Annotated in this window: 21 protein-coding genes and 2 tRNA genes; 16 read left to right on the forward strand and 7 right to left on the reverse strand. The window is 66.9% G+C overall.

What is annotated here, in order from left to right:
* The first annotated feature begins 71 nt into the window (after positions 1 to 71).
* Positions 72 to 1412: a dihydroorotase gene (locus AC1RMY_RS03335; RefSeq protein ID WP_492862522.1), complete on the forward strand. Its 1341-nt coding sequence runs from the start codon at positions 72 to 74 to the stop codon at positions 1410 to 1412.
* A gap of 155 nt (positions 1413 to 1567) precedes the next feature.
* On the opposite strand, the gene AC1RMY_RS03340 is transcribed toward AC1RMY_RS03335, so the two are convergent.
* Positions 1568 to 2077: a 2'-5' RNA ligase family protein gene (locus AC1RMY_RS03340; protein WP_492862523.1), complete on the reverse strand. Its 510-nt coding sequence runs from the start codon at positions 2075 to 2077 to the stop codon at positions 1568 to 1570.
* A 121-nt stretch (positions 2078 to 2198) separates the two neighbouring features.
* Between AC1RMY_RS03340 and AC1RMY_RS03345 the strand changes: the two genes are divergently transcribed.
* From AC1RMY_RS03345 to AC1RMY_RS03360, 4 genes are all read left to right on the forward strand, one after another.
* Positions 2199 to 3311 (forward strand): ABC transporter ATP-binding protein, encoded by a 1113-nt coding sequence (locus AC1RMY_RS03345; protein ID WP_492862524.1) that lies wholly within the window; start codon positions 2199 to 2201, stop codon positions 3309 to 3311.
* 32 nt (positions 3312 to 3343) lie between these two features.
* Positions 3344 to 4474 (forward strand): ABC transporter substrate-binding protein, encoded by a 1131-nt coding sequence (locus tag AC1RMY_RS03350; RefSeq protein ID WP_492862525.1) that lies wholly within the window; start codon positions 3344 to 3346, stop codon positions 4472 to 4474.
* A gap of 218 nt (positions 4475 to 4692) precedes the next feature.
* Positions 4693 to 5523 carry an ABC transporter permease gene (locus AC1RMY_RS03355; protein WP_492862526.1) on the forward strand — a complete coding sequence of 277 codons (831 nt, stop codon included), beginning with the start codon at positions 4693 to 4695 and terminating at the stop codon, positions 5521 to 5523.
* On the forward strand, positions 5520 to 6335 hold the full coding sequence (locus AC1RMY_RS03360) for an ABC transporter permease (protein ID WP_492862527.1): 816 nt from the start codon (positions 5520 to 5522) through the stop codon (positions 6333 to 6335). Before AC1RMY_RS03355 ends, AC1RMY_RS03360 begins: the two co-directional genes overlap by 4 nt.
* A gap of 9 nt (positions 6336 to 6344) precedes the next feature.
* Here the strand turns inward: AC1RMY_RS03360 and AC1RMY_RS03365 are convergent, their stop codons facing one another.
* Positions 6345 to 7256: a LysR substrate-binding domain-containing protein gene (locus AC1RMY_RS03365; protein ID WP_492862528.1), complete on the reverse strand. Its 912-nt coding sequence runs from the start codon at positions 7254 to 7256 to the stop codon at positions 6345 to 6347.
* 132 nt (positions 7257 to 7388) lie between these two features.
* On the opposite strand from AC1RMY_RS03365, the gene AC1RMY_RS03370 reads away from it, so the two are divergent.
* Positions 7389 to 8666: a 2-methylserine hydroxymethyltransferase gene (locus AC1RMY_RS03370; protein WP_492862529.1), complete on the forward strand. Its 1278-nt coding sequence runs from the start codon at positions 7389 to 7391 to the stop codon at positions 8664 to 8666.
* A 9-nt stretch (positions 8667 to 8675) separates the two neighbouring features.
* Here the strand turns inward: AC1RMY_RS03370 and AC1RMY_RS03375 are convergent.
* Positions 8676 to 8750: transfer RNA gene (locus AC1RMY_RS03375), tRNA-Gln, on the reverse strand.
* 177 nt (positions 8751 to 8927) lie between these two features.
* On the opposite strand from AC1RMY_RS03375, the gene AC1RMY_RS03380 reads away from it, so the two are divergent.
* Both AC1RMY_RS03380 and AC1RMY_RS03385 read left to right on the forward strand, forming a co-directional pair.
* Positions 8928 to 9004, forward strand: a tRNA-Pro gene (locus AC1RMY_RS03380).
* 197 nt (positions 9005 to 9201) lie between these two features.
* On the forward strand, positions 9202 to 9339 hold the full coding sequence (locus AC1RMY_RS03385) for a hypothetical protein (RefSeq protein ID WP_492862530.1): 138 nt from the start codon (positions 9202 to 9204) through the stop codon (positions 9337 to 9339).
* A gap of 88 nt (positions 9340 to 9427) precedes the next feature.
* On the opposite strand, the gene AC1RMY_RS03390 is transcribed toward AC1RMY_RS03385, so the two are convergent.
* The gene (locus AC1RMY_RS03390) at positions 9428 to 10054 is read right to left on the reverse strand and encodes a biotin transporter BioY (RefSeq protein WP_492862531.1); all 627 of its coding nucleotides are present in this window, start codon (positions 10052 to 10054) and stop codon (positions 9428 to 9430) included.
* Positions 10055 to 10181: 127 nt separating this feature from the next.
* Between AC1RMY_RS03390 and AC1RMY_RS03395 the strand changes: the two genes are divergently transcribed.
* The gene (locus AC1RMY_RS03395) at positions 10182 to 11096 is read left to right on the forward strand and encodes an MBL fold metallo-hydrolase (RefSeq protein ID WP_492862532.1); all 915 of its coding nucleotides are present in this window, start codon (positions 10182 to 10184) and stop codon (positions 11094 to 11096) included.
* Between the two features lie 3 nt (positions 11097 to 11099).
* Here the strand turns inward: AC1RMY_RS03395 and AC1RMY_RS03400 are convergent, their stop codons facing one another.
* Positions 11100 to 11876, reverse strand: coding sequence for a DUF1499 domain-containing protein (locus AC1RMY_RS03400; protein ID WP_492862533.1), 777 nt, complete (start codon positions 11874 to 11876; stop codon positions 11100 to 11102).
* A 189-nt stretch (positions 11877 to 12065) separates the two neighbouring features.
* On the opposite strand from AC1RMY_RS03400, the gene AC1RMY_RS03405 reads away from it, so the two are divergent.
* On the forward strand, positions 12066 to 12467 hold the full coding sequence (locus AC1RMY_RS03405; RefSeq protein ID WP_492863551.1) for a MarR family winged helix-turn-helix transcriptional regulator: 402 nt from the start codon (positions 12066 to 12068) through the stop codon (positions 12465 to 12467).
* A 27-nt stretch (positions 12468 to 12494) separates the two neighbouring features.
* On the opposite strand, the gene AC1RMY_RS03410 is transcribed toward AC1RMY_RS03405, so the two are convergent.
* On the reverse strand, positions 12495 to 13016 hold the full coding sequence (locus tag AC1RMY_RS03410) for a YkgJ family cysteine cluster protein (protein ID WP_492862534.1): 522 nt from the start codon (positions 13014 to 13016) through the stop codon (positions 12495 to 12497).
* Positions 13017 to 13231: 215 nt separating this feature from the next.
* On the opposite strand from AC1RMY_RS03410, the gene AC1RMY_RS03415 reads away from it, so the two are divergent.
* Positions 13232 to 14611 carry an aspartate aminotransferase family protein gene (locus tag AC1RMY_RS03415; protein ID WP_492862535.1) on the forward strand — a complete coding sequence of 460 codons (1380 nt, stop codon included), beginning with the start codon at positions 13232 to 13234 and terminating at the stop codon, positions 14609 to 14611.
* 491 nt (positions 14612 to 15102) lie between these two features.
* Entirely contained in the window at positions 15103 to 15996 is an 894-nt protein-coding gene (locus AC1RMY_RS03420) for a metallophosphoesterase (protein ID WP_492862536.1), read from the forward strand.
* Between the two features lie 30 nt (positions 15997 to 16026).
* Here the strand turns inward: AC1RMY_RS03420 and AC1RMY_RS03425 are convergent, their stop codons facing one another.
* Entirely contained in the window at positions 16027 to 16623 is a 597-nt protein-coding gene (locus AC1RMY_RS03425; RefSeq protein ID WP_492862537.1) for a L,D-transpeptidase, read from the reverse strand.
* A 228-nt stretch (positions 16624 to 16851) separates the two neighbouring features.
* Here AC1RMY_RS03425 and AC1RMY_RS03430 point away from each other — a divergent pair, with 228 nt between their 5' ends.
* The 4 genes from AC1RMY_RS03430 (at position 16852) to aroC (ending at position 24083) form a co-directional block, all read left to right on the forward strand.
* Positions 16852 to 17781 carry a histone deacetylase family protein gene (locus AC1RMY_RS03430; protein WP_492862538.1) on the forward strand — a complete coding sequence of 310 codons (930 nt, stop codon included), beginning with the start codon at positions 16852 to 16854 and terminating at the stop codon, positions 17779 to 17781.
* Positions 17782 to 18029: 248 nt separating this feature from the next.
* Positions 18030 to 22052 carry a Pls/PosA family non-ribosomal peptide synthetase gene (locus AC1RMY_RS03435; RefSeq protein WP_492862539.1) on the forward strand — a complete coding sequence of 1341 codons (4023 nt, stop codon included), beginning with the start codon at positions 18030 to 18032 and terminating at the stop codon, positions 22050 to 22052.
* A 52-nt stretch (positions 22053 to 22104) separates the two neighbouring features.
* Positions 22105 to 22890 (forward strand): PhzF family phenazine biosynthesis protein, encoded by a 786-nt coding sequence (locus AC1RMY_RS03440; RefSeq protein WP_492862540.1) that lies wholly within the window; start codon positions 22105 to 22107, stop codon positions 22888 to 22890.
* Between the two features lie 74 nt (positions 22891 to 22964).
* On the forward strand, positions 22965 to 24083 hold the full coding sequence (gene aroC / locus AC1RMY_RS03445; protein ID WP_492862541.1) for a chorismate synthase: 1119 nt from the start codon (positions 22965 to 22967) through the stop codon (positions 24081 to 24083).
* Positions 24084 to 24144: the final 61 nt, after the last annotated feature.

Genomic DNA, 24144 nt, shown 5'->3' on the forward strand with positions numbered 1-24144 from the left:
CCGCTTCGCGGCTTGTCCGGGATGACGGCGCGGTTCCTTCAGCAAGACCGCCCCCAACCCGGAGACCCGCCATGCCGCAAACCTTCGACGTCATCCTCAAGGGCGGCACCGTCGTGAATCATGACGGGCGCGTGCAGCGCGACCTTGGCATCACCGGCGGCAAGATCATGGCGCTGGGCGACCTGTCTCGCGCCTCGGCCGGCGAAGTGGTGGATTGCACGGGCCTGCACATCCTGCCCGGCGTGATCGACAGCCAGGTGCATTTCCGCGAGCCCGGCCTCGACCACAAGGAGGATCTGGAGACGGGCTCGCGCGCGGCGGTGCTCGGCGGCGTCACCACCGTCTTCGAGATGCCCAACACCATTCCGCAGACGGTGACGCCGGAGGCGCTCGCCGACAAGATCCGGCGCGGCAAGCATCGCATGCATTGCGACTTCGCCTTCTGGGTCGGCGGCACGCATGAGAACGTCAAGGACGTGCCGGAGCTGGAACGACTGCCCGGCGCCGCCGGCATCAAGGTGTTCATGGGCTCCTCCACCGGCGACCTGCTGGTCGAGGACGACAAGGGTGTCAGCGAGATCCTGAAGCGCACGCGCCGGCGCGCCGCCTTCCACTCCGAGGATGAGGGCATGCTGCGCGAGCGCATGCCGCTGCGCGTCGAGGGCGATCCGGCGAGCCATCCGGTCTGGCGTTCACCGGAGGTCGCGCTGACCTGCACGAAGCGGCTGGTCAGGATCGCGCGCGAGACGGGGGCGCGGGTGCATATCCTGCACATCTCCACCGGCGACGAGATGCTGTTCCTCAGGGACCACAAGGACGTCGCCACCGTCGAGGTGCTGCCGAACCATCTGACGCTGGTCGCGCCCGACTGCTACGAACGCCTCGGCACCTATGCCCAGATGAACCCGCCGATCCGCGACGACAGCCACCGCCAGCGCATCTGGTGGGGCGTCGAGCAGGGCATCGTCGACGTGCTCGGCTCGGACCACGCGCCGCACACCCATGAGGAGAAGCACCACGCCTATCCTGCCAGCCATTCCGGCATGCCGGGCGTGCAGACGCTCGTGCCGATCATGCTCGACCATGTGAATGCCGGGCGGCTTTCGCTGGAGCGCTTCGTCGACCTGTCGAGCCATGGCCCGCAGCGCATCTTCGGGCTGGAGGGCAAGGGCCGGATCGCAGCCGGATACGACGCCGATTTGACCATCGTCGACCTGAAGCGCCGTGAGACCATCACCAATGCCTGGGGCGCTTCGAAATGCGGCTGGACGCCCTATGACGGCGTCACCGTCACCGGCTGGCCGGTCGGCACCTTCGTGCGCGGCCAGAAGGTGATGTGGGAGGCGCAGATCGTGACGCCGGCGCAGGGCGAGCCGGCGCGGTTCCTCGAGGCGCTGCCGCGGGGCCTGTGATCGGCTGTTGAACCACTGCGTCATCCCGGATGCGGCGAAGCGGAACTCCGGGATCCATCGTAGGGAACTGCGCTCTACGATGGATCCCGGAGCGGCGCCGCTGCGCGGCTTGTCCGGGATGACGGCGCGCTTCTGAGGCTGGTCGAGACTTCGTCTCAACCCAGCATCGCCGTCTCGATGATGCGCCATTGGTCGATCGGCACATCCTGGCCCGAGGTGACGACACAGAGCCGGTCGAAACGGATCGGTCGCCCTGTGAGCAGCTTCGTGATCTCCGCGGCGGCTTCCGCCTTCGGCCCGGCCGCGACCGGCCCGTAGAGCAGCGAGACATGCGGCATGAAGGGCTCGCTCGCCTGTTCCTCGAGCAGCCGCTTCAGGGCCGCCAGCGGCGGGCTGACCGCGAAGCGCGCATAGAACGAGCGGAAGAAGGCCTCGCTCGTTTCAATTCCGGCGACGATCTCCGAGAAGGCCGCAACCTGCCGGGCCGCTTCCGCGATGGCGGCCGCCAGCGTCGGCAGAGGCAGGTCCGTGTCGCCCCTCACCGTCAGATGCGGCGTGAAGAGCGGCGTGCCGAAGCGCTGGGACAGCTCGGTCACGATGCCCGAGCAGAGGGTGCCGTGGGAGGCGTCCGGCATCAGCCAGATGGAATGGATCGGCGCTGTCATCAGAGGTTCACAAACCTATTGCACACGGTCGCTGCGGGGCGTTATGTTTGCTCCAAGCGTATCGGAAATGGAAGATACATTCCATTCATCCGGAAAAGATCGCGGCCAGGGAGACGGCGTCGTGCCAACGGATTTGCAGAGCGGGCCGCGGAGCGGCGCGGCCATCGCCGTGCGCGACCTGCAGGTCGCCTATGGCGGCACGCGCGTGTTGCACGGCGTCAGCATCGACTTCACGCCCGGCAGCTTCACGGCCCTGCTGGGCTCGTCCGGCTGCGGCAAGACCACGCTGCTGCGCTCGCTCTCCGGCTTCGTGCCGGTGGAATCCGGTTCGATCGTCGTCGGTGGCCAGGATGTCGCGGGGCTGCCGCCCGAGAAGCGCGGCATGGCGATGGTGTTCCAGTCCTACGCGCTGTGGCCGCATATGACCGTGCTGCAGAACATCGGCTACGGGCTGAAGCTGCGCGGCGCCTCCAGGGCCGAGATCGCGACCAAGGTCTCGGCGATGCTCGCGATGCTCGGCCTATCCGGCTATGAGGACCGCAAGGTCACGGCCCTGTCGGGCGGACAACGCCAGCGCGTCGCGCTCGGCCGGGCGCTCGCCATCGATCCCGGCATCCTGCTGCTCGACGAGCCCTTGTCGAACCTCGACGCCAAGATCCGCATGACGATGCGCCACGAGATCCGGGCGATCCAGCAGCGGCTCGGTCTGACCGCCGTCCATGTCACGCATGACCGCGAGGAGGCCATGACCATGGCCGACCGGCTCGTCATCATGCAGGCGGGCCGGATCGCGCAGGTTGGCACGCCGGAAGAGGTATATGATCGCCCGGCGACCGCCTTCGTCGCGAATTTCATGGGGGCGGAAAATGTCCTGCCCTTGCGCATCGAGCGTTCGGAGGCCGGCGCCTCGCTCACCATGGGCGATGCTTCGGCCACGCTTGGAGCGGAGCCGGCGCAGGCTTTGCCGGCCGGCGAGGCCGTCGCCTATTTCCGCGACGACGTCGCCCGGCTCGACGCTTCCGACGCCGCCGCTGGCGGGGATCTGCTGGTGTCCGGCCGGATCGCCGCGCGGGCCTATCCCGGCGGCGTCTACCGCTACCGCGTCGAGGCCGCCGGCCGCCAGATCACGGTCGACGACAGCGACCGCCACGAACTCGGAAGCACCATCGGCCTGCGCATTCCGCTGCAACGCCTCCACATCTTCCCGGCATCCGAGGCCGGGATCGCCGCCTGAACCAGCTTTCGAACCAACCCGGAGCCAGACCCATGCGCATCCTCACAATCGCCTGTTCGCTCGCAGCGCTGATGGCGGCGTCGCCGCTCTCCGCACAGACCCTCAATGTCGCCTCGGCCGGCGACCAGAACATGGTCGACTACGTCAAGGACTATCTCGGGCCGATGTTCGAGAAGGCCAATCCCGGCGTGAAGGTCGTCTCGGTCGGCACCGGCCCGGGCGATTCCGGCTCGCAGAAGATCTATGAGAAGCTCGACGCCCAGAAGGGCGCGGCCACGACCGATTTCGACGTCGTGGTGATCCACCAGAAGGCCGCCGGCCAGATGGTCAAGGAAGGCCTGCTGAACAAGTACACCGGCAATGTCGAGACGGCGAAGCTCGCCACCGGCGACAACGCCAGGAACGCGCTCGGCACCGACGTCTCGGGCTTCGTCATCCCGATGTTCCAGTCGCAGACGGCGCTCGCCTACAACGCCGACATGGTCAAGACGCCGCCGACGACCTTCGCCGAACTGGCCGACTGGGTGAAGAAGAACCCCAAGCAGTTCGGCTACAACGGCATCAAGGGCGGCATGTCCGGCGTCTCCTTCGTAGCCGGCTGGGTCTATGCCTTCGGCGGCGACGCCGACAAGCTGATGAAGGGCCCCTATGACGCCGCCACCAAAACCGGCTGGGACAAGGCCTTCGCCGATCTCAAGGACTTCAACAAGAATGCCGTCATCACCCCCGGCAACGCCGGCACGCTCGACATGCTGAACCGCGGCGAGATCGCGATCGGACCGGTCTGGGTCGACATGTTCTATTCCTGGCAGGCCGACGGGAAGCTGCCGCCGAACATGAAGCTGAAGCTCGTCTCGCCCGGCATGCCCGGCCAGCCCATGTATTACGCCGTGCCGGAGAAGTCGGCCCAGAAGAAGCTGGCCGAGGCCTTCATCGCGCTCGCGACCTCGCCGCAGGTCCAGGCCGACGGCATCGTCAAGAAGTTCAACTGGTATCCGGGCATCGATGCGAAGAACCTCGAGGGCAAGCTCGACAAGGCGGCCTGGGACAAGCTCTTCACCGACGTCACCCCGGCCGACCTCGCCAAGAACGGCAAGCCCTTCCCGATCGCGCCCTACTTCAACGACATCCTCGAGGGCTACGAGAAGAAGGTCTCGAACTGAGGTCGCTTTAGCTCGGAAACACGCGTCATCCCAGACAAGCCGCGCAGCGGCGTCGCTCCGGGATCCATCGTAGAGCGCAGTTCCCTACGATGGATCCCGGAGCTCCGCTTCGCTCCGTCCGGGATGACGGTGAGGTTCCGAGCCAGCGCCACTCCGCTTTGCAATCCTCCGGCCCGGCACATTGCCGGGCCGCCCCTCCCTCCAAACGGCGCTCGCCCATGCTCTCCCAACGCCATCTGGCGCTGATCCTGATCGCTCCCGGCCTGATGCTGGTCGCGGCGCTGTTTTTGTATCCGCTCTGCTTCTCGCTGGTCTCGGCCTTCACCAAGGATGGCTCCTTCACGCTGGAATGGTTCGCCAAGGCCTTCGAGCTCTATTCCACCGACATCGTCTTCACGGTGGTGATCGTCGTGGCCTCCTGTGCGTTGACGGCGATCGCGGCCATCGTGATCGCCGGCACGCTGACGCTCGGCGAGAACCGCGTCATCGTCGGCGTGCTGAAGGCGCTCTATCGCTGGCCGCTGTTCATTCCCTTCATCGTCGCAGCCCAGTGCATGCGCACCTTCCTCGCCAAGAACGGCCTGATGAACAACACCTTCGTCTCGATGGGGCTGATCGAGCCGCTGCAGGCGGTGAGCTTCCTCGACTGGCGCGGCATCATCGCGACCTTCGTCTGGAAGCAGACGCCCTTCGTCGCGCTGCTGCTGGCGGGCGCGCTCGCCTCGATCGACCGGGCGACGCTGGAGGCGGGCCGCAATCTCGGGGCGTCGCGGATGCGGGTGCTGCTTGAACTCGCGCTGCCGCAGGTGATGCCGACGCTGCTCGTCGCGCTGGTACTCTCCTTCGTGACGATGCTCTCGGTGCTGTCGGTGCCGATGATGGTGTCGGGCTCGCAGCCGACCATGCTGACGGTCGACATGGCCTTTCGGATCAACGCCTATGGCGACTACGCGACGGCCAACGCGCTCGGGGTCATCACCTATCTGATCTCGGCCGGCGCCGCGATCCTCTACCTCAAGCGCGGCCTATCGCAGGAGGCGCCGCGATGAGCCGGGTCACTTCGTCCGCGCGTATGGTGCTCGCGGTCTCGCTGCTCGTCGCCTTCGCCTTCGTGCTGATCGGCCCGCTGCTGAACCTCGCGCTCTGGTCCGTCGCCGAGCGCTGGTACACGCCCTACAAGCTGCCGGTCGTCTATGGCACCCGCTATTGGGAGCAGGTCTTCAGGCCGACCGGCGATGCGATGGTCTCGCTCGGCACCAGCGTCTGGATCGCGGTGCTGACGGTCGTCCTCGCGCTCGCGCTGTCGATCCCGGCCGGTTACGCGCTGGCGCGATTGAAGCTGCCGATGCGGGCGCTGTTCATGCTCGCCTTCCTGCTGCCGCAGGCGTTTCCCTCGGTCGCGATCTACATCAACGTCGCCCGGATCTTCTACCAGCTCGGCATCAACGGCACGGTGCTCGCGGTCGTTCTGGTTCATGCCGCGCATGGGCTGGTGTTCTCGGTCTGGATCGCGGCTGCGGCCTTCGCCGCGGTCGACAGGGATCTCGAACTCGCCGCGCGCAACATGGGCGCCTCGCCCTTGCGCGCCTTCTTCACCGTGACATTGCCGCTGGCGGCGCCGGGCATCATCGCGAGCGGCATCTTCGTCTTCCTGGAATCTCTCGACGAGTTCACCGGCACCTTCTTCGTCGGCGTGCCGCAGGTCACGACGCTGCCGTTGCTGCTCTACAATGCGGCGATGGGCGGCAACTATCAGGTAGCCTCGATCACGGCGCTGATCCTGCTCGTGCCCTCGGTGCTGTTCATGCTGTTCATAGAGCGCTTCCTGCGTGCCGACGTGCTGGCGAAGGTCGGCGCGTAGCGCCGCGCCTCAGGCCGGCGCAGGCCGGCTCGCCGCGGCCTGCGCCCCGATCTCTCGCATGAAGGCCTGCAAGGCGGGGCTGCGCTTCTCCCCCTTGCGGAAGGCCAGCGAGATGCGGCGCCGGATCTCGGGGACGAGCTGGCAGACCCAGACGTCCTGGAGATGGTGGCTGGCGCGGAGTCCCGGCAGCATCGAGATGCCGCAGCCCTCGCGGATCAGCGCGACCGTGACCTCGAAGCCGCGGCAGCGCGCGACGATATGAGGGTTGAAGCCGGCGGCCTGGCAGGCGGCGGCCAGCATCCGCGTATAGGTGTCCGAGGCGGTATCGATCGCCCAGCGTTCGTCGCGGAGTTCCTGCAAGGTCACGGTCGCGCCGCCGGCGAGCGCGTGCTGCTTCGGCAGCATGACGTTGAAGACATCCTCCATCAGCGGGATCGTCTCGACATTGGGATCGAGCGCACCGGTGGGGACGTTGAGATCGTCGATGATCGCGATGTCGGTCTGCCAGCTCCTGAGAGCTGCGAGGCTCTCGGCCGGCTCCATCTCGTCGAACTGAACCGTCAACTGGGGGTGAAGCCGCAGCAACTCGCGCACCGTGGCGGGTATCAGCGCAGCGGCGACGGAGGGAAAGGCCGAGACGCGGATTTCGCCGGCGATCTGCTTCTTGAGCTCGGCGATCTCGGCGCGGGCCGACTCCACTTCCGCGAAGATGCGTTCCGCCCGCTCAACGAGGTGCCGGCCGGCCGGGGTCAGGTGGACGCCGCGGCCGCGACGCTCGACCAGGGCGACGCCGACCTCGTCCTCGAGCAAGGCGATCTGCTGCGATACGGCCGATGGCGAGACATGAAGCGTCTCGGCGACCGCCGCCATGGTCCGGCGGAACGATAATTCGCGCAGCGCCCGCAATCGCGCGAGGTCCATCGTCCGATCCCGTTTTGGCTACACCGAATGATTAGCAAAACTGTATCTATGGACAAGTATTATTCACTTTTTCTGGCGGAATGGAGTCGCTACGGATTTCCACGCAACCACAGCAGGTTTCCGGAATCCGTCATGACCGACCAGACGCAGGCCTTCTTCTCCGCCACCGTGCATGAGCGCGACCCGCTCATCGCCCAGGCGCTGGACAGCGAGCGCAAGCGCCAGCAGAACCAGATCGAGCTGATCGCCTCGGAGAACATCGTCAGCCGCGCCGTGCTCGACGCGCTCGGCCATGAGATGACCAACAAGACGCTGGAGGGCTATCCCGGCAACCGCTTCCATGGCGGCGGCGAATTCGTCGATGTCGTCGAGCAGGCCGCGATCGACCGCGCCAAGGAGCTGTTCAGTTGCGGCTATGCCAATGTGCAGCCGCATTCGGGCAGCCAGGCCAATCTCGCCGTGTTCTTCCTGCTGCTGAAGCCCGGCGACAAGGTTCTGTCGCTGGATCTCGCGGCTGGCGGGCACCTTTCGCATGGCATGAAGGGCAATCTCTCGGGCCGCTGGTTCGAAGCCCACAGCTACAAGGTCAATCCGCAGAACGAGGTGATCGACTATGACGAGGTCGAGCGCACTGCCGAGGAGGTTCGCCCCAAGCTCCTGATCGCCGGCGGCTCGGCCTATCCCCGCGAGATCGATTTCGAACGGATGGGCCGCATCGCCAGGAAGGTCGGCGCCTGGTTCCTGGTGGACATGGCCCATATCGCGGGGCTCGTCGCGGGCGGGGTGCATCCCTCGCCCTTCCCACATGCCGACATCGTCACCTGCACCACGACGAAGACGCTGCGCGGCCCGCGCGGCGGCCTGATCCTGACCAACAACGAGGACTGGTTCAAGAAGCTGCAATCGGCCGTGTTCCCCGGCGTGCAGGGGTCGCTGCATAGCCAGGTCCTGGCCGCGAAGGCGATCTGCCTGGGCGAGGCGCTGCGCGACGATTTCAAGGTCTATGCGGCGCAGGTGAAGGCCAACGCCAGGGTGCTGGCGGCGACGCTGATGGAGCGCGGGGTCCGCATCGTCTCGGGCGGCACGGATACGCATCTCGTCCTGCTCGACCTGTCGAGCAGGGGGCTGAACGGCAAGCAGGCCGAGGTTGTGCTGGCGCGCGCCAACATCACCTCGAACAAGAACCCCATCCCGAACGACGGCCCGCGCCCGGCCGATTGGGTCGGCATGCGGCTGGGCGCCGCGGCGGCCACGACCCGCGGCATGAAGGAGGATGCCTTCGTGACGCTCGGCAACATCATCGCCGACCTGATCGAGGCCGAGGCCGCGGGCAATGCCGACGCCGCAGTCGAGGCCGCCAAGGCTGAGGTCGCGAGGATGACCGAAGCCTTCCCGGTCTACCGGAACTGAAAAGGAGGCTGGCTGGGGCGGGAGGATTCGAACCTCCGAATGGCGGTACCAAAAACCGCTGCCTTACCACTTGGCGACGCCCCAATACGCCGCGCCTTCTAGAACGCGTCGGGCTGTGGCGCAACCGGTCAGACGATCGACGGCCACCATGTGCCCAGCCCGATGTGATGATGGTGGGGATTACGGATAATTCGTCATCGACAGGCTCGCGACCTGTTGCGCCCGGCCGCAGCGCTGGCTATAAGCCCGCCACCAGTTGATCGGAGTGTGGCTCAGCCTGGTAGAGCACCTCGTTCGGGACGAGGGGGTCGCAGGTTCAAATCCTGCCACTCCGACCAAAATTTCCCGAAGTATTTCAATGCTTTGTGAAACAGGCCCTTCGGGGCCTTTTTCTTTTCCGGGCATGGATCCGGCCAGGTTCGATCCCCGTGGACGCGTCGGCCCTGCGTCTCTGATCGGCGCCACTGATCCGCCGCCGGTGGTCATCGCTGCGATTGCTCTCTAGGGTAGATCACCACCACCAGCGGAATCGATCATGAAGCGCGCCTTCCAACTCCTCGGCATTCTCGGACTGGCGACGCTGCTCGCAGGCTGCGACAAATGCGGCAATCTCGGCCCCTTCTTCACGGCGCCCGGGCAGAAGACATGCAGCAGTTCCGCTCCGAACGGCTGAGCGCGGATCCGGGCTGCTGTCCGAACGATCGACATGAAAAAGGCCGGGCATTGCCCCGGCCTTTTTCATGTTCGGCATTGCAGCAGGTTCAGCCGCGGCGCTGCAGCACCGACCAGCCGGCGCGCGCCAGGCAAGCGACCAGCGCGAGCTTGACGAGATCGCCGATGAGGAAGGGCTGGACGCCATAAGCGAAGGCCTTGGCGAAGCCGACGCCGGTTGCGCCCGACGCCATCTGGGCGCCGAAGGCGAGCCAGCCGAAGCCGAGCAGCATCATCACGAGTTCGGCTGCGACGAGGCCGCCGATCAGGCGCGGTAGCGAGGCATCGCGCGCGGCAGCCCAGCCGGCGATGGCGGCGGCAGCGACGAAGCCGACGAGGAAGCCGCCGGTCGGGCCGACCAGATAGAGCGGGCCGGCGGCGACCGGCGGGGTGTTGGTGAAGACCGGCAGGCCGGCGAGGCCATAGGCGATGTAGAGCGCGACGGTCGCGGCGCCGAGGCGCGAGCCCAAGGCGGCACCGAGGCCGAGCACGGCCAGCGTCTGCAGCGTCATCGGCACCGGCCAGAACGGCACCTTGATCTTGGCGGCGAGCACCAGCAGCAGGCTGCCGGCGACGGCGAGCGCGACATTGCGCAGCAGGGTCGCGCGCGGGCCAGAGACTGCGGGAAGAGCCGCGCCGGCCAGTGTCGGGGCTTGAAGGGGAAGCATCTGCGCCATGGGCATGTCATCCTGTTCGCGAAAGGCCGCGCCGCGCGACCATCTTTTCCGTCTATAGAAAATGCGGCAATGCCCCACAAGCGGCGTGCCGCGAGCGGGTGCGCCCAGCGGGAGTGCAGGATCACGCATGAGCGACGAGATTGAATTCGACCGCAGCGCCACGACTCCGCCTGGCGAGGTCGCGAGGCTGTCGCCGCTGGTTCGGCGCGTCATCGCCGGCAATGGCGGGCCGATGACCTTCACCGGCACCTGCAGCTACATCGTCGGGCAGGGGAGGGTGGCGATCATCGATCCCGGTCCCGACGATCCGGCCCATGTCGAGCGGCTCCTGGCGGCGGTTGCGGGTGAGAGCGTCAGCCATATCGTCGTCACGCATACGCATCGCGACCATTCGCCGGCCGTGCCGGCCCTGAAGGCGGCGACGGGCGCGATCGTGGTCGGCTGCGGGCCGCATCGCGCGGCGCGCGAGCTGGCCGAGGGAGAGATCAGCCGGCTCGATGCCGCCGCCGACCGCGACTATGCGCCGGACCAGGAGATGCGGGACGGCGATGCGGTGACCGGGCCGGGCTGGAGCCTCGCCGCCGTCGAGACGCCGGGCCACACCGCCAACCACCTCGCCTTCGCGCTCGCCGAGGAGGATACGCTGTTCTCGGGCGACCATGTCATGGCGTGGTCGACCTCGATCGTTGCCCCGCCGGACGGCTCAATGGCGGCCTACATGGCTTCGGTCGAGAAGCTGCGCGGCATGGAGCATGGCCTCTACCGGCCGGGCCATGGCGGCCCGGTGACCGAGCCGCAGCGCTTCCTGCGCGGTCTGGTGCAGCATCGTCGTCAGCGCGAGGCGGCGATTCTCAATCGCCTGCGGGCGGGCGACGAGCGAATCGCCGCGATGGTGCCGCTGATCTATCAGGGGCTGCCGCCGGCCCTGCACGGGGCGGCCGCGCTGTCGGTGCTGGCGCAGCTCGAGGATCTGGTGCTGCGGGGCGTCGTCATCTGCGACGAGCCGTTGCCCTCGCTGACGAGTCGTTATCGGCTCGCCTAAGCCTCAGCGCGCATCGACAAGCGTTTCGACCTCCTCGGCGAAGGCTGCGATGCGCGCGGCGTTGATACCGAGGTCGTGGCCGCCGAGGCGGGTCGCCGAGCGGATGTCGATGCGGCTGCCATCGGCGCGCGGCCGGATGCGGATGGTGATGTCCTCGGAGGTCCGCAGGATGCGCGATCGCGCGACCACCTCGATGCGGCCGGCGCCGGTGCGCCCGCCCGGCCGCGACGATTCGAGCACCTGCCAGCCGCGGGCCAGCGCCGCGCGGCGGGCGATGTCGAAGGCGATCTCGGCCGGCAGCTCGAGCACGATCGGCACCGCTTTCGGATAGGCCTGCCGCTGCAGGCGGCGTCGTTCGGGCGCGACATCGGGCGGCATGCGCCCGCTGCGGGCGTCGAGCGCGGCGCGCGAGCGGCTGAAGGCCGGAGGATCGTCGATATCGGTCGAGACATCGGCCAGGGCCGGCAAGGTTGCCAGCCGGAAACCGACAAAGGCGGCAGGCGCCAGCATCAGGACGCAAAGCAGGAAGGCGCCTGCTGCCATGCCGACGCCGCGATGGCCGGATTGCCAGATCCGCGCGAAGGCCAGCAGCGACAGGACCAGCGCCAGCAGGACGAAGAGATAGGCCGCGGCAACCGGCGCCAGGCCATCGAGGCTGGGCTCGCCGGTCCGGAAGACGAGGAGCGCGAGCAGCAGCACCGCGAGCGAAAACCAGGCCAGCCGCCGGCTCCAGAGCGCGGCGCGCGAGACAGGCTCCTCGAAGACGAGACGGCGGTGCATCGGCCATAGGTGACGCTGCGGCGGCGCGAAGGCAAGCCTTTGCCGGCAAGGCCTGCAGGCAGCCGATCTCGCCTCAGGCGGCGAGATGGTTTAGGCGTGATCTTTCTTGATGGGGGCAAGGCCGTGCCAGACTCGAAGACAGTGCAGCGCGTCGATGCGACCGAGCCGGATCGCGTATGGTTCCGCTTCATGCGGCTGCACCAGCGCATGCTGATCCAGATGACGGGGCGCATTCGCGCACTCGGCCTGTCGATCCCGCAATTCGACCTGCTCTCGACCCTGACCGAGCGCGAGGGCATCAGCCAGAACGAACTGGCCGAGCGGCTCTATGTCACCAAGGGCAATGTCTCCGGCCTGGTCGACCGGCTGGTCCAGGCCGGTCTCGTCGAGCGCCGGGCCATCGCAGGCGACCGGCGCTCCTACGCGATGCACCTGACGTCCGAGGGACGCAGGCTGGCGGAAGCCGGCATCCGGACGCAGCGCGAATTCGTGGCGCAGACGCTGGGCAAGCTGCCGGAGCGGGATCTCGCGGAACTTGATCGTCTCGTGCTCGCCTGGCGAGACCTCGCGCGCGCCGCCGACGAGCGATAGGACACGGACGAGAGACCGACGCCCTGGTCAGGCGCTCCGCCGGATCTTCTCCACGACCTGCCGTCCGCCGGGCAATTCACGCAGCACGATCCGCTCATCGGCTCCGATCTCGCCGAGCACCGTCTCGCCATGGGCTGTGAGGGCCGTGGCGAGCTTCCTGACGAAGACGATGACGGGGCGGTTGCCGGCCGCGGCCCAGCGCTTGAGCTGGCCGTAATAGGGCTCCTTGCGCCAGGCCTGTGCCGCGCCGGGGTCGGCCTGCACGAAAAGCCAGCGCGTTGCGGCATCCATGGTCAGGACGAAGCGGGCCTTGTCGGGCTTCCAGTCGGGGCCGAGGAAATCCTGGGTCATCCAAAGGCAGTGGAAGGCGCGGCATTGCTGCGGGCGCGTCTCGTAGATCTTGCAGCCGCGGCCCGGCAGGCAATTCGGGCACCAGTTGCCCGCCGTGGCCCCCGCATCAGGCACGTCATAGACCTTGCAGCAGAGGGTGCAGCTGCCGCAGGCCCGGCCGGGGGCGGGCTGGCTCATGGTTGCGACCGGATCAATCATGCGGCGTCTTTACAGGGATTCCAGATGCCGGACCATGGCGAGCGCGCTCCAGGCTGGCAAGCGATTGCGGCAAACGCCATGGCATCTGAAAAATCGCGTGCCAGCTCGTCGCCCTGCGGCAGAGTCTGCGGTGATGTGCGGTAAATTCGCTCAGCGCTTGCGGCATCGCCGATCTATGATGGCAAAAGCCACCAACCGCACTAGGGAACCGCACGATGCTGTCCAACCTCGCCGTCCGCGACATCGAGACCCTCGTCCATCCCTATACGAATCTCGCGACGCATCGCGAGACCGGGCCTCTGGTGCTGGAGAGCGGCAAGGGCATCTATGTCTACGACTCGGCCGGCAAGGAATATATCGAGGGCATGGCGGGGCTGTGGTGCACCTCGCTCGGTTACTCCAACCAGGAGCTGATCGAGACCGCCTATGAGCAGATGAAGAAGCTGCCCTTCCAGCATATCTTCGGCGGGCGCAGCCATGATCCGGCGATCGAGCTGGCCGAGAAGCTCAAGGAAATCTCGCCGGTTCCGATCTCCAAGGTGTTCTACGGCGCCTCCGGCTCGGATGCGAACGACACCCAGGTCAAGATCGTCTGGTACATGAACAATGCGCTCGGCCGGCCGCAGAAGAAGAAGATCATCTCGCGGCTGAAGGGCTATCACGGCGTCACCGTCGCGTCGGCCTCGCTGACCGGCCTGCCGAACAACCATATCGACTTCGACCTGCCGCTGCCGGGCATCCTGCACACCTCCTGCCCGCATCACTACCGCTTCGCCGAAGCCGGCGAGAGCGAGCAGGATTTCTCGTCGCGGCTCGCCGCTGAACTCGAGGAGATGATTCTGCGCGAGGGGCCGGACACGGTTGCCGCCTTCATCGCCGAGCCGGTGATGGGCGCCGGCGGCGCGATCACCCCGCCGGAGGGCTATTTCGAGAAGATCAACGCAGTTGTGGCGAAATACGACATTCTCTTCATCTCCGACGAGGTCATCACCGGCTTCGGCCGCACCGGCAACATGTTCGGGACGCAGACCTACGGCATGGCCGCCGACTCGATGTCCTGCGCCAAGCAGATCACCTCGGCCTATTTCCCGCTCAGCGCGGTGATGATGAACGAGCGCATCTATGAGGTGCTGGTCGACCAGAGCCGCAAGATCGGCACCTTCGGCCATGGCAACACCTATGCCGGCCATCCCGTCGGCTGCGCCATCGCGGTCAAGACGCTGGAGATCTACCAGCGCGACAGAATCGTCGAGCATGTCCGCAGCGTTTCGCCGACCTTCCTGCGCCGCCTGGACAAGCTGAACGAGCATCCGCTGGTCGGCGAGGCGAGGGGCGTCGGCCTGATCGGCGGCGTCGAACTGGTCAAGGACAAGGCGACCAAGGCGTCCTTCGAGACGAAGAAGGGCGTCGGCCCGAAATCGGTCATGTTCGCGCAGGAGGAAGGCCTGATCCTGCGCGCCATGGGCGATCGCGTCGCCTTCTGCCCGCCGCTCGTCATGAAGGAGGCCGAGATCGAGGAGATGTTCGACCGCTATGAGCGCGCCCTGAACAAGACGCTCAACTGGGTCAAGGCCGAAGGGCTGCTCGCGGCCTGAGGCCGGCGGCGAACGTTTTTCAATCAACCTCGTGCCGCCCTGTCGACTGACCGGGCGGCGTTACCTATCGACTTCTTGCTCGCTGCGCCGCAGCAATTCGTTCACAATTGTGGCGTTAGCCTGCGGAGCGACACAAATCGCCTTGAACCGATCACGATGGCGCCGTGGCGCCGTCCCGATCGCCGGTCAGGGTGGTTTCATGACGGTGGCCAGGAACCAGCGTCATCCGTGTGGCTAACGAAGTCGAGACCCATGACCTCCGCCGATCCGCGTCGCAAGACGCAAACGAATGCGAGTTTCCACGATGCATCCGCAAGGGAGGCCTATGCCTCCTGGTTCCGCCCGATCGCTTTTCCCGCAGTGGCGGCCGGAACCAGATCACCGGCTGCCGCGTTGGATAGACGTACGAAGGACGAACCATCCCGGCTTGCCGGGGTCCTTCGCCACGGTTTTGACGACTGAACATCGTAGACCCTTTTTCGAGACCCTCCATGTTTGACCGGCGCAGAGTCCTCAAAGCTCTCGCCGGTCTTTTTTTGTCCCTGCTGGGCCCCGGCGCCTACGCCGCGGCATGGGAGCCGGCGCAACAGGGAGTGACCCGTTACAGGCTGAGGCCGCGCGGCTGGCCCGAGGGCCGCCGCCTGCGACTGGTGGCGATTTCCGATCTCCATATCGGCTCGCTGCACGTGCCGCTCTCGCGCGTGACCGAGATCGTCGATACGGCCAATGCCCTCAAACCCGATCTGACGTTGCTGCTCGGGGATTTCGTGGCGAGCCGGAAGCGCGTCGACTCGGATCCCTCGATGCGCGAATGGGCGGCAGAACTGATCCGGCTCCAGGCGCGTGACGGGGTCTTCGCCGTGCTGGGCAATCACGACTGGTGGCAGGACGAGCGGGCGCAAAGCCTGCGCGCCGGCCCCTCGCTCGTCGGCCTGACGCTCGAGGACGCCGGCATCCCCGTCCTCGAAAACCGCGCCATGCGGATCGAGAGCGCCGCCGGCCCGCTCTGGCTGGCGGGACTGGGCGACCAGGTCGCCTTCATTCCGTGGCGACGCGGCCAGCGCAACAGCCTCGACGATTTGCCGGGCACGATGGCGCAGATCGCCGATGACGGCGCGCCGGTCATCATGATGGCTCATGAGCCCGACATCTTCGCCGAGATGCCGGATCGCGTTTCGCTGACGCTCTCGGGGCATACCCATGGCGGGCAGGTCCGGCTCCTCGGATGGTCGCCGATCGTGCCCTCGCGCTACGGCAACCGCTTCGCCTACGGGCATGTTCGCGAGCGGGGGCGCGACCTCATCGTCTCGGCCGGGATCGGCACGAGCAAGCTGCCGATCCGCTTCGGCATCCCGCCGGAAATCCTGCTGATCGAACTCGGCTGAGACCGGCGGCGGCCTCGCCGGCCGGCCGCGTCAGGTGACGATGACCTTGGTGCCGTTGGGCACGCGGTTGAACAGGTCGATCACGTCGATATTGCGCATCCGGATGCAGCCGGACGAGGCCGAACGGCCGATGGTCTCCGGCTCGTTGGTGCCATGGATGCGATAGAGCGTGTCGTGGCCGTTCTGGTAGAGATAAAGCGCGCGGGCGCCCAGCGGGTTGTCGGGGCCGCCCTCCATGCCGCCGGCGCGTGGCGCCAGATGCGGCCAGCGCGCGATCATCTCCGCGGGAGGCGTCCAGCGCGGCCACTCCGCCTTGCGCTGGATCACCGCTTCGCCGGTCCAGCCGAACGCCTCGTCGCCGGTCGCGACGCCATAGCGGATCGCCTTCTTGTTCGGCAGAACGTAGTAGAGATATTTCTCCTTGGTATCGACGACGATCGTGCCGGGCGCCTTGCCCGTCGGGTCGGCGATCTCATAAGGCAGATGCGTGATCTCATGCTCGAATTTCGGCACCAGCGCGATGTACTCGGCATCGCGGGCCGACAGGGCCGGAGCGTTGACGCTCTTGTACTGGCAAGCCCCCAGAAGGGCGGATATCGCCAGCGCAAGAATCACAGTCTGTTTCATGACGTCCTCAGAGCGGCCCGGAGGCGATCTTTATGGTGAATGCAGGGTTAATGCTTGGTTTCCGCCGCGTTCGGCAGGAGCATTGCCTGTTCGCCGATGCTCTAGGGCCCAAACCGGCATGGCGCAATTTCGGTTCCCGTCACGGCAGCCGAATCAGGCGTTTCGCAGTGCACCGTGGCCATGATGCCACGGCCCGCTCTCCTCGATCCCCGAAATGAGGCCTGCCCGGTGACGACGCTCCTGATCACGCACCCCTCGAGTCTCCTGCACGAGACCCCGCCCGGCCATCCCGAGCGCGCGGATCGCCTGCGCGCGGTCGAGGCCGCGCTGGAGGAGGAACGCTTCTCTGCACTGATTCGGGAAAGCGCCGCGCTCGGCTCGCTCGACCTGGTGAAGCTCTGCCATCCCCGGGATTTCGCGGAGGCGATCCTCGCCGCCTCGCCGGACAGCGGCCTCGTCCAGGTCGATGCGGATACGCTGATGTCACCGGGCACCGTCGATGCAGCGCTGCATGGCGTCGGGGCTGCGGCGCAGGCTGTCGACGAGGTGATGACGGGGCGGGTGGCGAATGCCTTCAGCGCGATGCGCCCGCCGGGGCATCATGCCGAGAGCGCCAAGGCGATGGGGTTCTGCTTCTTCAACAACGCCGCCATCGCGGCCCGACATGCGCAGCGACGCCATGGGGCCGAGCGGGTGGCGATCATCGACTGGGACGTGCATCACGGCAACGGTACGCAGGAAATCTTCTGGGACGATGCGAGCGTGCTCTACGCCTCGACCCATGAGATGCCGCTCTATCCGGGCACGGGGGCCGCCTCGGAGCGCGGCCAGCACGGTACGATCGTCAACGCGCCGCTGAGGGCCGGCGACGGCTCGGAGGCCTTTCGCGAGGCGATGGAGACGGCCCTGCTGCCGCGGATCGAGGCGTTTGCGCCGGATTTGATCGTCATCTCGGCCGGCTTCGACGCACACTGGCGCGATCCGCTGGCCAATCTCAACCTCAAGGAGCCGGATTTCGCCTGGGCCACACAGAGGCTGATGGAGATCGCAGATCGATCCTGCCGTGGGCGCATCGTCTCGATCCTCGAGGGCGGCTACGATCTCGAGGGGCTTTCCCGTTCGGCGGCCGCGCATGTCGCGGCGCTGATGCGGGGCTGAAGGAGCTCCTGCGCAGTGCCGATGCGGCAGCGTTCATCGCGGGTTCAGTCGTGCCCGAGCATGAGAAACATGCTAGTGGGGTGCCGTGTCGCGGCAGGTCGCTCGGCCGGGGGGTTCTACCGAACAGTTGCATCGGGGAGGTGCGCTTTTCGGATCAAGATGAGGTGCGGAAAGGGATTGCCGCATATGGAGGGCGCGCGATGCGGCGCTGCTCCTCGATGCGCCGGACCTGACTGCAGCGGGGCACGATGAACGATATGAGCAAGCTGTCGGCGACGACAGAGCTGGCGGCTGCCAGGCCGCTCGCCATGATGGCGGGCGAGAAGCGGCCGGACCTCCTGCGCGACGAGGTGCTTGGCGAGATCTTCGCGGCGACCGTGGCGGCGCGTGCCGCGCACCCGGCGCTGGTCGATGCGTCGCGCCGTCTGAGCTATGACGAGGTCTGGGCCGCGGCCGGGCGGCAGGCGCGCGGGCTCGCGCTCGCCGGCGTCGGGCCGGGCGATCTCGTCGGCCTGTGGATGCCGCGCGGCATCGACCTCTTGATCGCGCAGGTTGCGATCACGCGGGCGGGCGCGGCCTGGGTACCGTTCGACGCCGAGGCGCCGGTCGATCGCATCGCCATCTGCCTCAACGACGCCGAGGCGAAGGGTATCGTCACCGCCGCCGATTGGCAGGGGCGGGCAGCAGGTATCGGGCGCAGCGTCTGGACGCCCGAGGCCTTGGCGGCTGCCGATGACGGTGTCGCCATGCCGGCCCGCGCTGCCGGACTGACCAAGGACCACCCGGCCTATCTGATCTACACTTCGGGCTCGACGGGCACGCCGAAGGCGATCGTCATCAGCCACCGCAACATCTGCCATTTCCTGCGATCCGGGAACGCGCTCTACGAGATCGGTCCCGACGATGTCGTCTTCCAGGGGGCCTCGGTCGCCTTCGACCTGTCGATGGAGGAGATCTGGACGCCCTATCTGGTGGGCGCGACGCTGCATGTCGCCTCGCCGGAGATGATGGGCGACGCCGAGAAGCTGCCGGCGCTGTTGAGCGAAGCCGGCGTAACGGTCATCGACACGGTGCCGACGCTGCTCGGCATCCTGCCGGCTGACGTGCCGTCGCTGAAGCTGATCCTGCTCGGCGGCGAGGCATTGCCGCCCGCGACCGTGCAGAAATGGTCGAAGCCCGGCCGGCGCATCCTGAACACCTATGGACCGACGGAAGCGACCGTGGTCGCCACCGCGGCCGAGGTCACGCCCGGCGAGACGGTCACGATCGGCCGGCCGATCCCAAACTACACCGCCTATATCGTCAACGAGTCGATGGAGGTGGTCGGGCGCGGCGAGCAGGGCGAATTGCTGATCGGCGGCCCGGGTGTCGCCAGGGGCTATCATGGCCGCCCGGAGCTGACGGCCGAGAAATTCATCGCGAACCCGTTCGGCCATCCGTTCGGGAACGACGATCCGGTGCTCTACCGCTCGGGCGACGCGGTCAGCCTCGACGAGAACGGGAATATCGTCTTCCACGGCCGGATCGACGACCAGATCAAGATCCGCGGCTTCCGCGTCGAGCTCGGCGAGATCGAGTCGAAGCTCACCGAGGAGCCCGGCGTCAACCAGGCTGCCGTGGTGATGCGCATCGACGACGAGATCGAACGGCTCGTCGCCTTCGTCGTGGCCGAGCCGGGCGTCGCCGTCGACGGGGCGGCCTTGCGCGCCTCGCTGCGCGAGCAGCTACCGCCCTATATGGTGCCGGCCCATTTCGAGGCTGTCGGCTCGCTGCCGCGCATGGTCTCCGGCAAGGTCGATCGGCGGATGCTGAAGGCCGCGCCGCTGACGGCACCGAGCTCCGCCGGCGAGCAGGAGCCGCCGCGCAATGCGACCGAGGCCGCCCTGCTCGAAGCCGCCAAGCGCGTGCTGGGAGCATCGAGCCTGCCGCTGGACGCTGATTTCTTCGTCGATCTCGGCGGCCATTCACTGCTGGCGGCGCGCTTCATCTCGATCGTTCGCGAGAGCCCGGCCTATGCCGGTATCACGCTGCAGGACGTCTACGGCGCCCGCACATTGCGCGGCATGGCGGCCCTGCTCGACGGGCGCGGCATCGCCGAGACGCAGGACCTTTCCTTCACGCCGCCGCCCTTCATGCGGCGCTTCCTCTGCGGGCTGGCCCAGGCCGCCGTTCTGCCGGTCATCATCGGGCTCGCGACGGCGCAGTGGCTCGGCATCTTCGTGACCTACATGCTCCTGTCGGGCGAGGATCTGCCGCTGCTGGGGCAGGTTTTCGCACTGCTCGGCGTCTATGTCGCGATCACCATCGTCACCGGCCTGATCGCGATCGCGCTGAAATGGCTCGTGCTCGGGCGAACGAAGCCCGGGGTCTATCCGCTCTGGGGCGTCTATTATTTCCGCTGGTGGTTCGCCGCCCGGGTCGCCGGCCTCGTGCACATCAAATGGCTGCAGGGCACGCCGGTGATGCGGATGTACTGGCGCCTGCTCGGCGCCAAGGTCGGGCGCGACGTCATCATCTCCGACTATGAGGCCGGCGCGATCGATCTGATCACGATCGGAGACGGCACCAGCTTCGGCTCGAAAACGACCTTCGCCAATGGCGAGGCGGTCGGCGACAAGCTGGTCCTCGGCAGGATCACGATCGGCGAGGATGTCTGCGCCGGAGCTTCCGTCGTCCTCGGCCATGACTGCGTGATCGAGGACCATGCCGAGATCGGCGATCTGACGGCGATCGCGCCGCATGCCCGCATCGGCCGGGCCGAGATCTGGGATGGCTCGCCTGCCCGCAAGACCGGAATGGTCGATCTCGCCTCGCTGCCCCCGCAGGCCGAGGCCAGCCCGCAGCGGCGGGCCGCGATGACGGCTTTCTACGTCCTTATGCTCATCGTGCTGCCGCCGATCAGCCTGCTGCCGATCTTCCCGGCCTTCTGGCTGTTCGACAAGATCGACGACTGGATCGCGACCTGGTCGGATGTCAGCTATCTCTGGTATCTGCCGATCCTGACCTGGCCGACCGCGATCGGGCTGATCGCCTTCACCGTGCTGCTCATGGCGGGATTGCGCTGGGCGATCCTGCCGCGCGTGACCTCCGGCTCCTATTCGATCCATTCGAGTTTCTATGCGCGCAAATGGACCGTGGCGCTGGCGACCGAGGTGACGCTGGAAACGCTGTCCTCGCTGTTCGCGACGATCTATATGCGCTTCTGGTACCGGCTGATGGGCGCGCGCATCGGCAAGGGCGCCGAGATCTCGACCAACCTGTCGGGCCGCTACGACCTGACCGGGATCGGCGCCGGCAACTTCATCGCCGACGAGGTCGTCTTCGGCGACGAGGACATGCGGCGCGGCTATATGCGCCTCGACATGACTCGCACGGGCGAGCAGGTCTTCGTCGGCAATGATGCGGTCGTGCCGCCGGGCGCGTCGATCCCGGACCGGGTTCTGATCGGCATCAAGTCGAAGCCGCCGGCCAACGACCAGATGCAGCCGGGCGACACCTGGTTCGGCTCGCCGCCGATCAAGCTGCCGACGCGGCAGAAGGTCGATCTCGGGGCCGACTGGACCTACAAGCCGTCATGGCAGAAGCAGGTGGCGCGCGGGGCCTTCGAGGCGTTGCATACGTCGTTTCCGGCGATGCTGTTCATCACCTTCGGCACGCTCGCCGTCGATCTCGTGCTGCAGCAGAAGATCAACGAACAGGATTGGACCGGCCTCGTTTTGTCCTTCATGGGGGTGGCGATGCTGATCGCGATCGCCCAGGCGCTGATCTGCGCCGCCATCAAATGGCTGATGATGGGCGTCTACAGGCCCGTGATGAAGCCGATGTGGTCGTTCTGGGCGATGCGTACCGAAGCTGTCGCGGTGATGTATTGGGGGCTGGGCGGCAAGGTGCTGTTCGACTATCTGCGCGGCACGCCGTTCCTGCCCTGGTTCCTCAAGCTGTTCGGCGCGAAGTACGGCAAGGGCGTCTGGCTCGATTCGACGGATATCACCGAGTTCGACTGCATCACGGTCGGTGATTTCTGCACCGTGAACGCCCATTCCGCCCTGCAGACGCATCTCTACGAGGACCGCGTCATGAAGGTCGGCCGGGTGAAGCTGGGGAAGGGGGTCTGCGTCGGTGCGGGCGCCACCGTGCTCTACGACACCCATGTCGGCGACTATGCGCAGGTAGGCCTGCTGACGGTCATCATGAAGGGCGAGAATCTGCCGGCGCATACGCGCTGGGAGGGAGCGCCAGCGGTGCCGGCGAAGGCTGTGGCGGGGCATTGATCGGCTGGAGGAAATACTGGAGAACCCAGTCTCCGGCCACTACGCTGATCGCATGCAAGCTCGCCTGTTCCAACTCGATGCCTTCACTATCCGCCGATTCTCGGGAAATCCAGCGGCGGTCATGCTGTTCGAGGCGTATCCGGACGCGGCCGTGATGCAGGCGCTTGCCGCCGAGAACAATCTGGCCGAGACCGCCTTCCTCATCGCCGAAGGCGACGACTACCGGATACGTTGGTTCACGCCGACCGTGGAAGTTCCTCTCTGCGGCCACGCGACCCTGGCGAGCGCGGCGGTCGTGCTCGAGCGCCTGGATCCCGGGCGCGAGACGGTTACCTTTCATTCGCCCAGCGGACCGTTGATCGTCCGCCGGTCCGAGCGCGGCTACGTCATGGATTTTCCAGTGCGTCGCTGGGCGGCTGCGGAGGCTCCAGAGGGGTTGGCCGAGGCGCTGGGCGTCGCCCCAGCGGAAACACTGTGGGACGGGTTCAATTTCATCGCGCGGCTCGAAGCCGCTGACGCGGTGCGTGGCCTTCGTCCCGATCTGGCTGCGATCGCGCGCCTGCCTTGCGCTGGCGTCGTCGCGACTGCGGGCGGAGACGGCGTATACGACTGTGTCAGCCGCTATTTTGCTCCCGCCAAGGGTATTCCGGAAGACCCCGTCACGGGCGGCGCGCATTGTGCTCTCGTTCCATTCTGGGCGGAGCGGCTGGGCAAGCACGAGATCCATGCCTTTCAGGCCTCGGCGCGCGGTGGCGAACTGTACTGCCGGCTCGACGGCGACCGGGTGCATCTCGAAGGGGCCTGCGTCTTCTATCTGGAGGGTGTTGCGCGATGGTGAGCAGGGATGGGGGGCGGGGTTTCCTTGGCAGTTGTTAGCCCTTAAGAGCCTGCACGACAGTTCCGCAGGCAGCCATGTCCCACAACACATTCGGTCATCTCTTCCGCGTCACCACCTTCGGCGAGAGCCATGGCCCGGCGATCGGCTGCGTCGTCGATGGCTGCCCGCCGCTGCTGCCGCTGACCGAAGCCGACATCCAGGGCGATCTCGACCGCCGGCGGCCGGGCCAGTCGCGCTTCACCACACAGCGGCAGGAGCCGGACCAGGTCCGGATCGTCTCGGGCGTGTTCGCGCGCGAGGGCGACGGCGTCCAGGTGACGACCGGGACTTCGATCGGGCTGATGATCGACAATGTCGACCAGCGCTCGAAGGATTATTCCGAGATTAAGGACAAGTACCGGCCCGGCCATGCCGACTTCACCTATGATGTGAAATACGGCATCCGCGACTATCGCGGCGGCGGGCGTTCCTCGGCGCGCGAGACGGCGATGCGGGTCGCCGCCGGCGCCATCGCGCGCAAGGTTGTGCCGGGCATGGTCGTGCGCGGGGCGCTGGTGCAGATGGGCCCGCACAGAATCGACCGGAACAACTGGGATTGGGACGAGGTCGGCAACAACCCGTTCTTCTGTCCCGACGCCAAGGCGGCAGCGTTTTTCGAGGGGTATCTCGACGGCGTCCGCAAAGCCGGCTCGTCGATCGGCGCGGTGCTGGAGATCGTCGCCGAGGGCGTGCCGGCGGGGCTCGGTGCGCCGATCTATGCCAAGCTCGATTCCGAGATTGCCGCCGCGCTGATGAGCATCAATGCCGTAAAGGGCGTCGAGATCGGCGACGGCTTCGGGGCGGCAGAACTCTCCGGCGAGGAGAATGCCGACGAGATGCGCGCCGGCAACGATGGCAAGCCGCTTTTCCTCTCCAACCATGCCGGCGGCATCCTCGGTGGCATCTCGACGGGGCAGCCGATCGTCGCGCGCTTCGCGGTGAAGCCGACCTCGTCCATCCTGGCGACGCGCGCGACCGTGACCCGCACCGGCGGGGAGGCGGACATGTTCACAAAGGGCCGCCACGACCCCTGCGTCGGCATCCGCGCCGTGCCGGTCGGCGAGGCGATGGTCGCCTGCGTGCTGGCGGATCAGTTTCTGCGCCACCGCGCGCAGGTCGGTGTGATCGAGCCGAGGTGGCCGTTTCAAGGTTGACCGGCGTTCTTGCATTTCAGCAATACTGAAAATGCGCTCGTGCTTCATTGCGATTGAAGGC

This window comes from Allobosea sp. GW822-FHT03F07 (assembly GCF_058801345.1).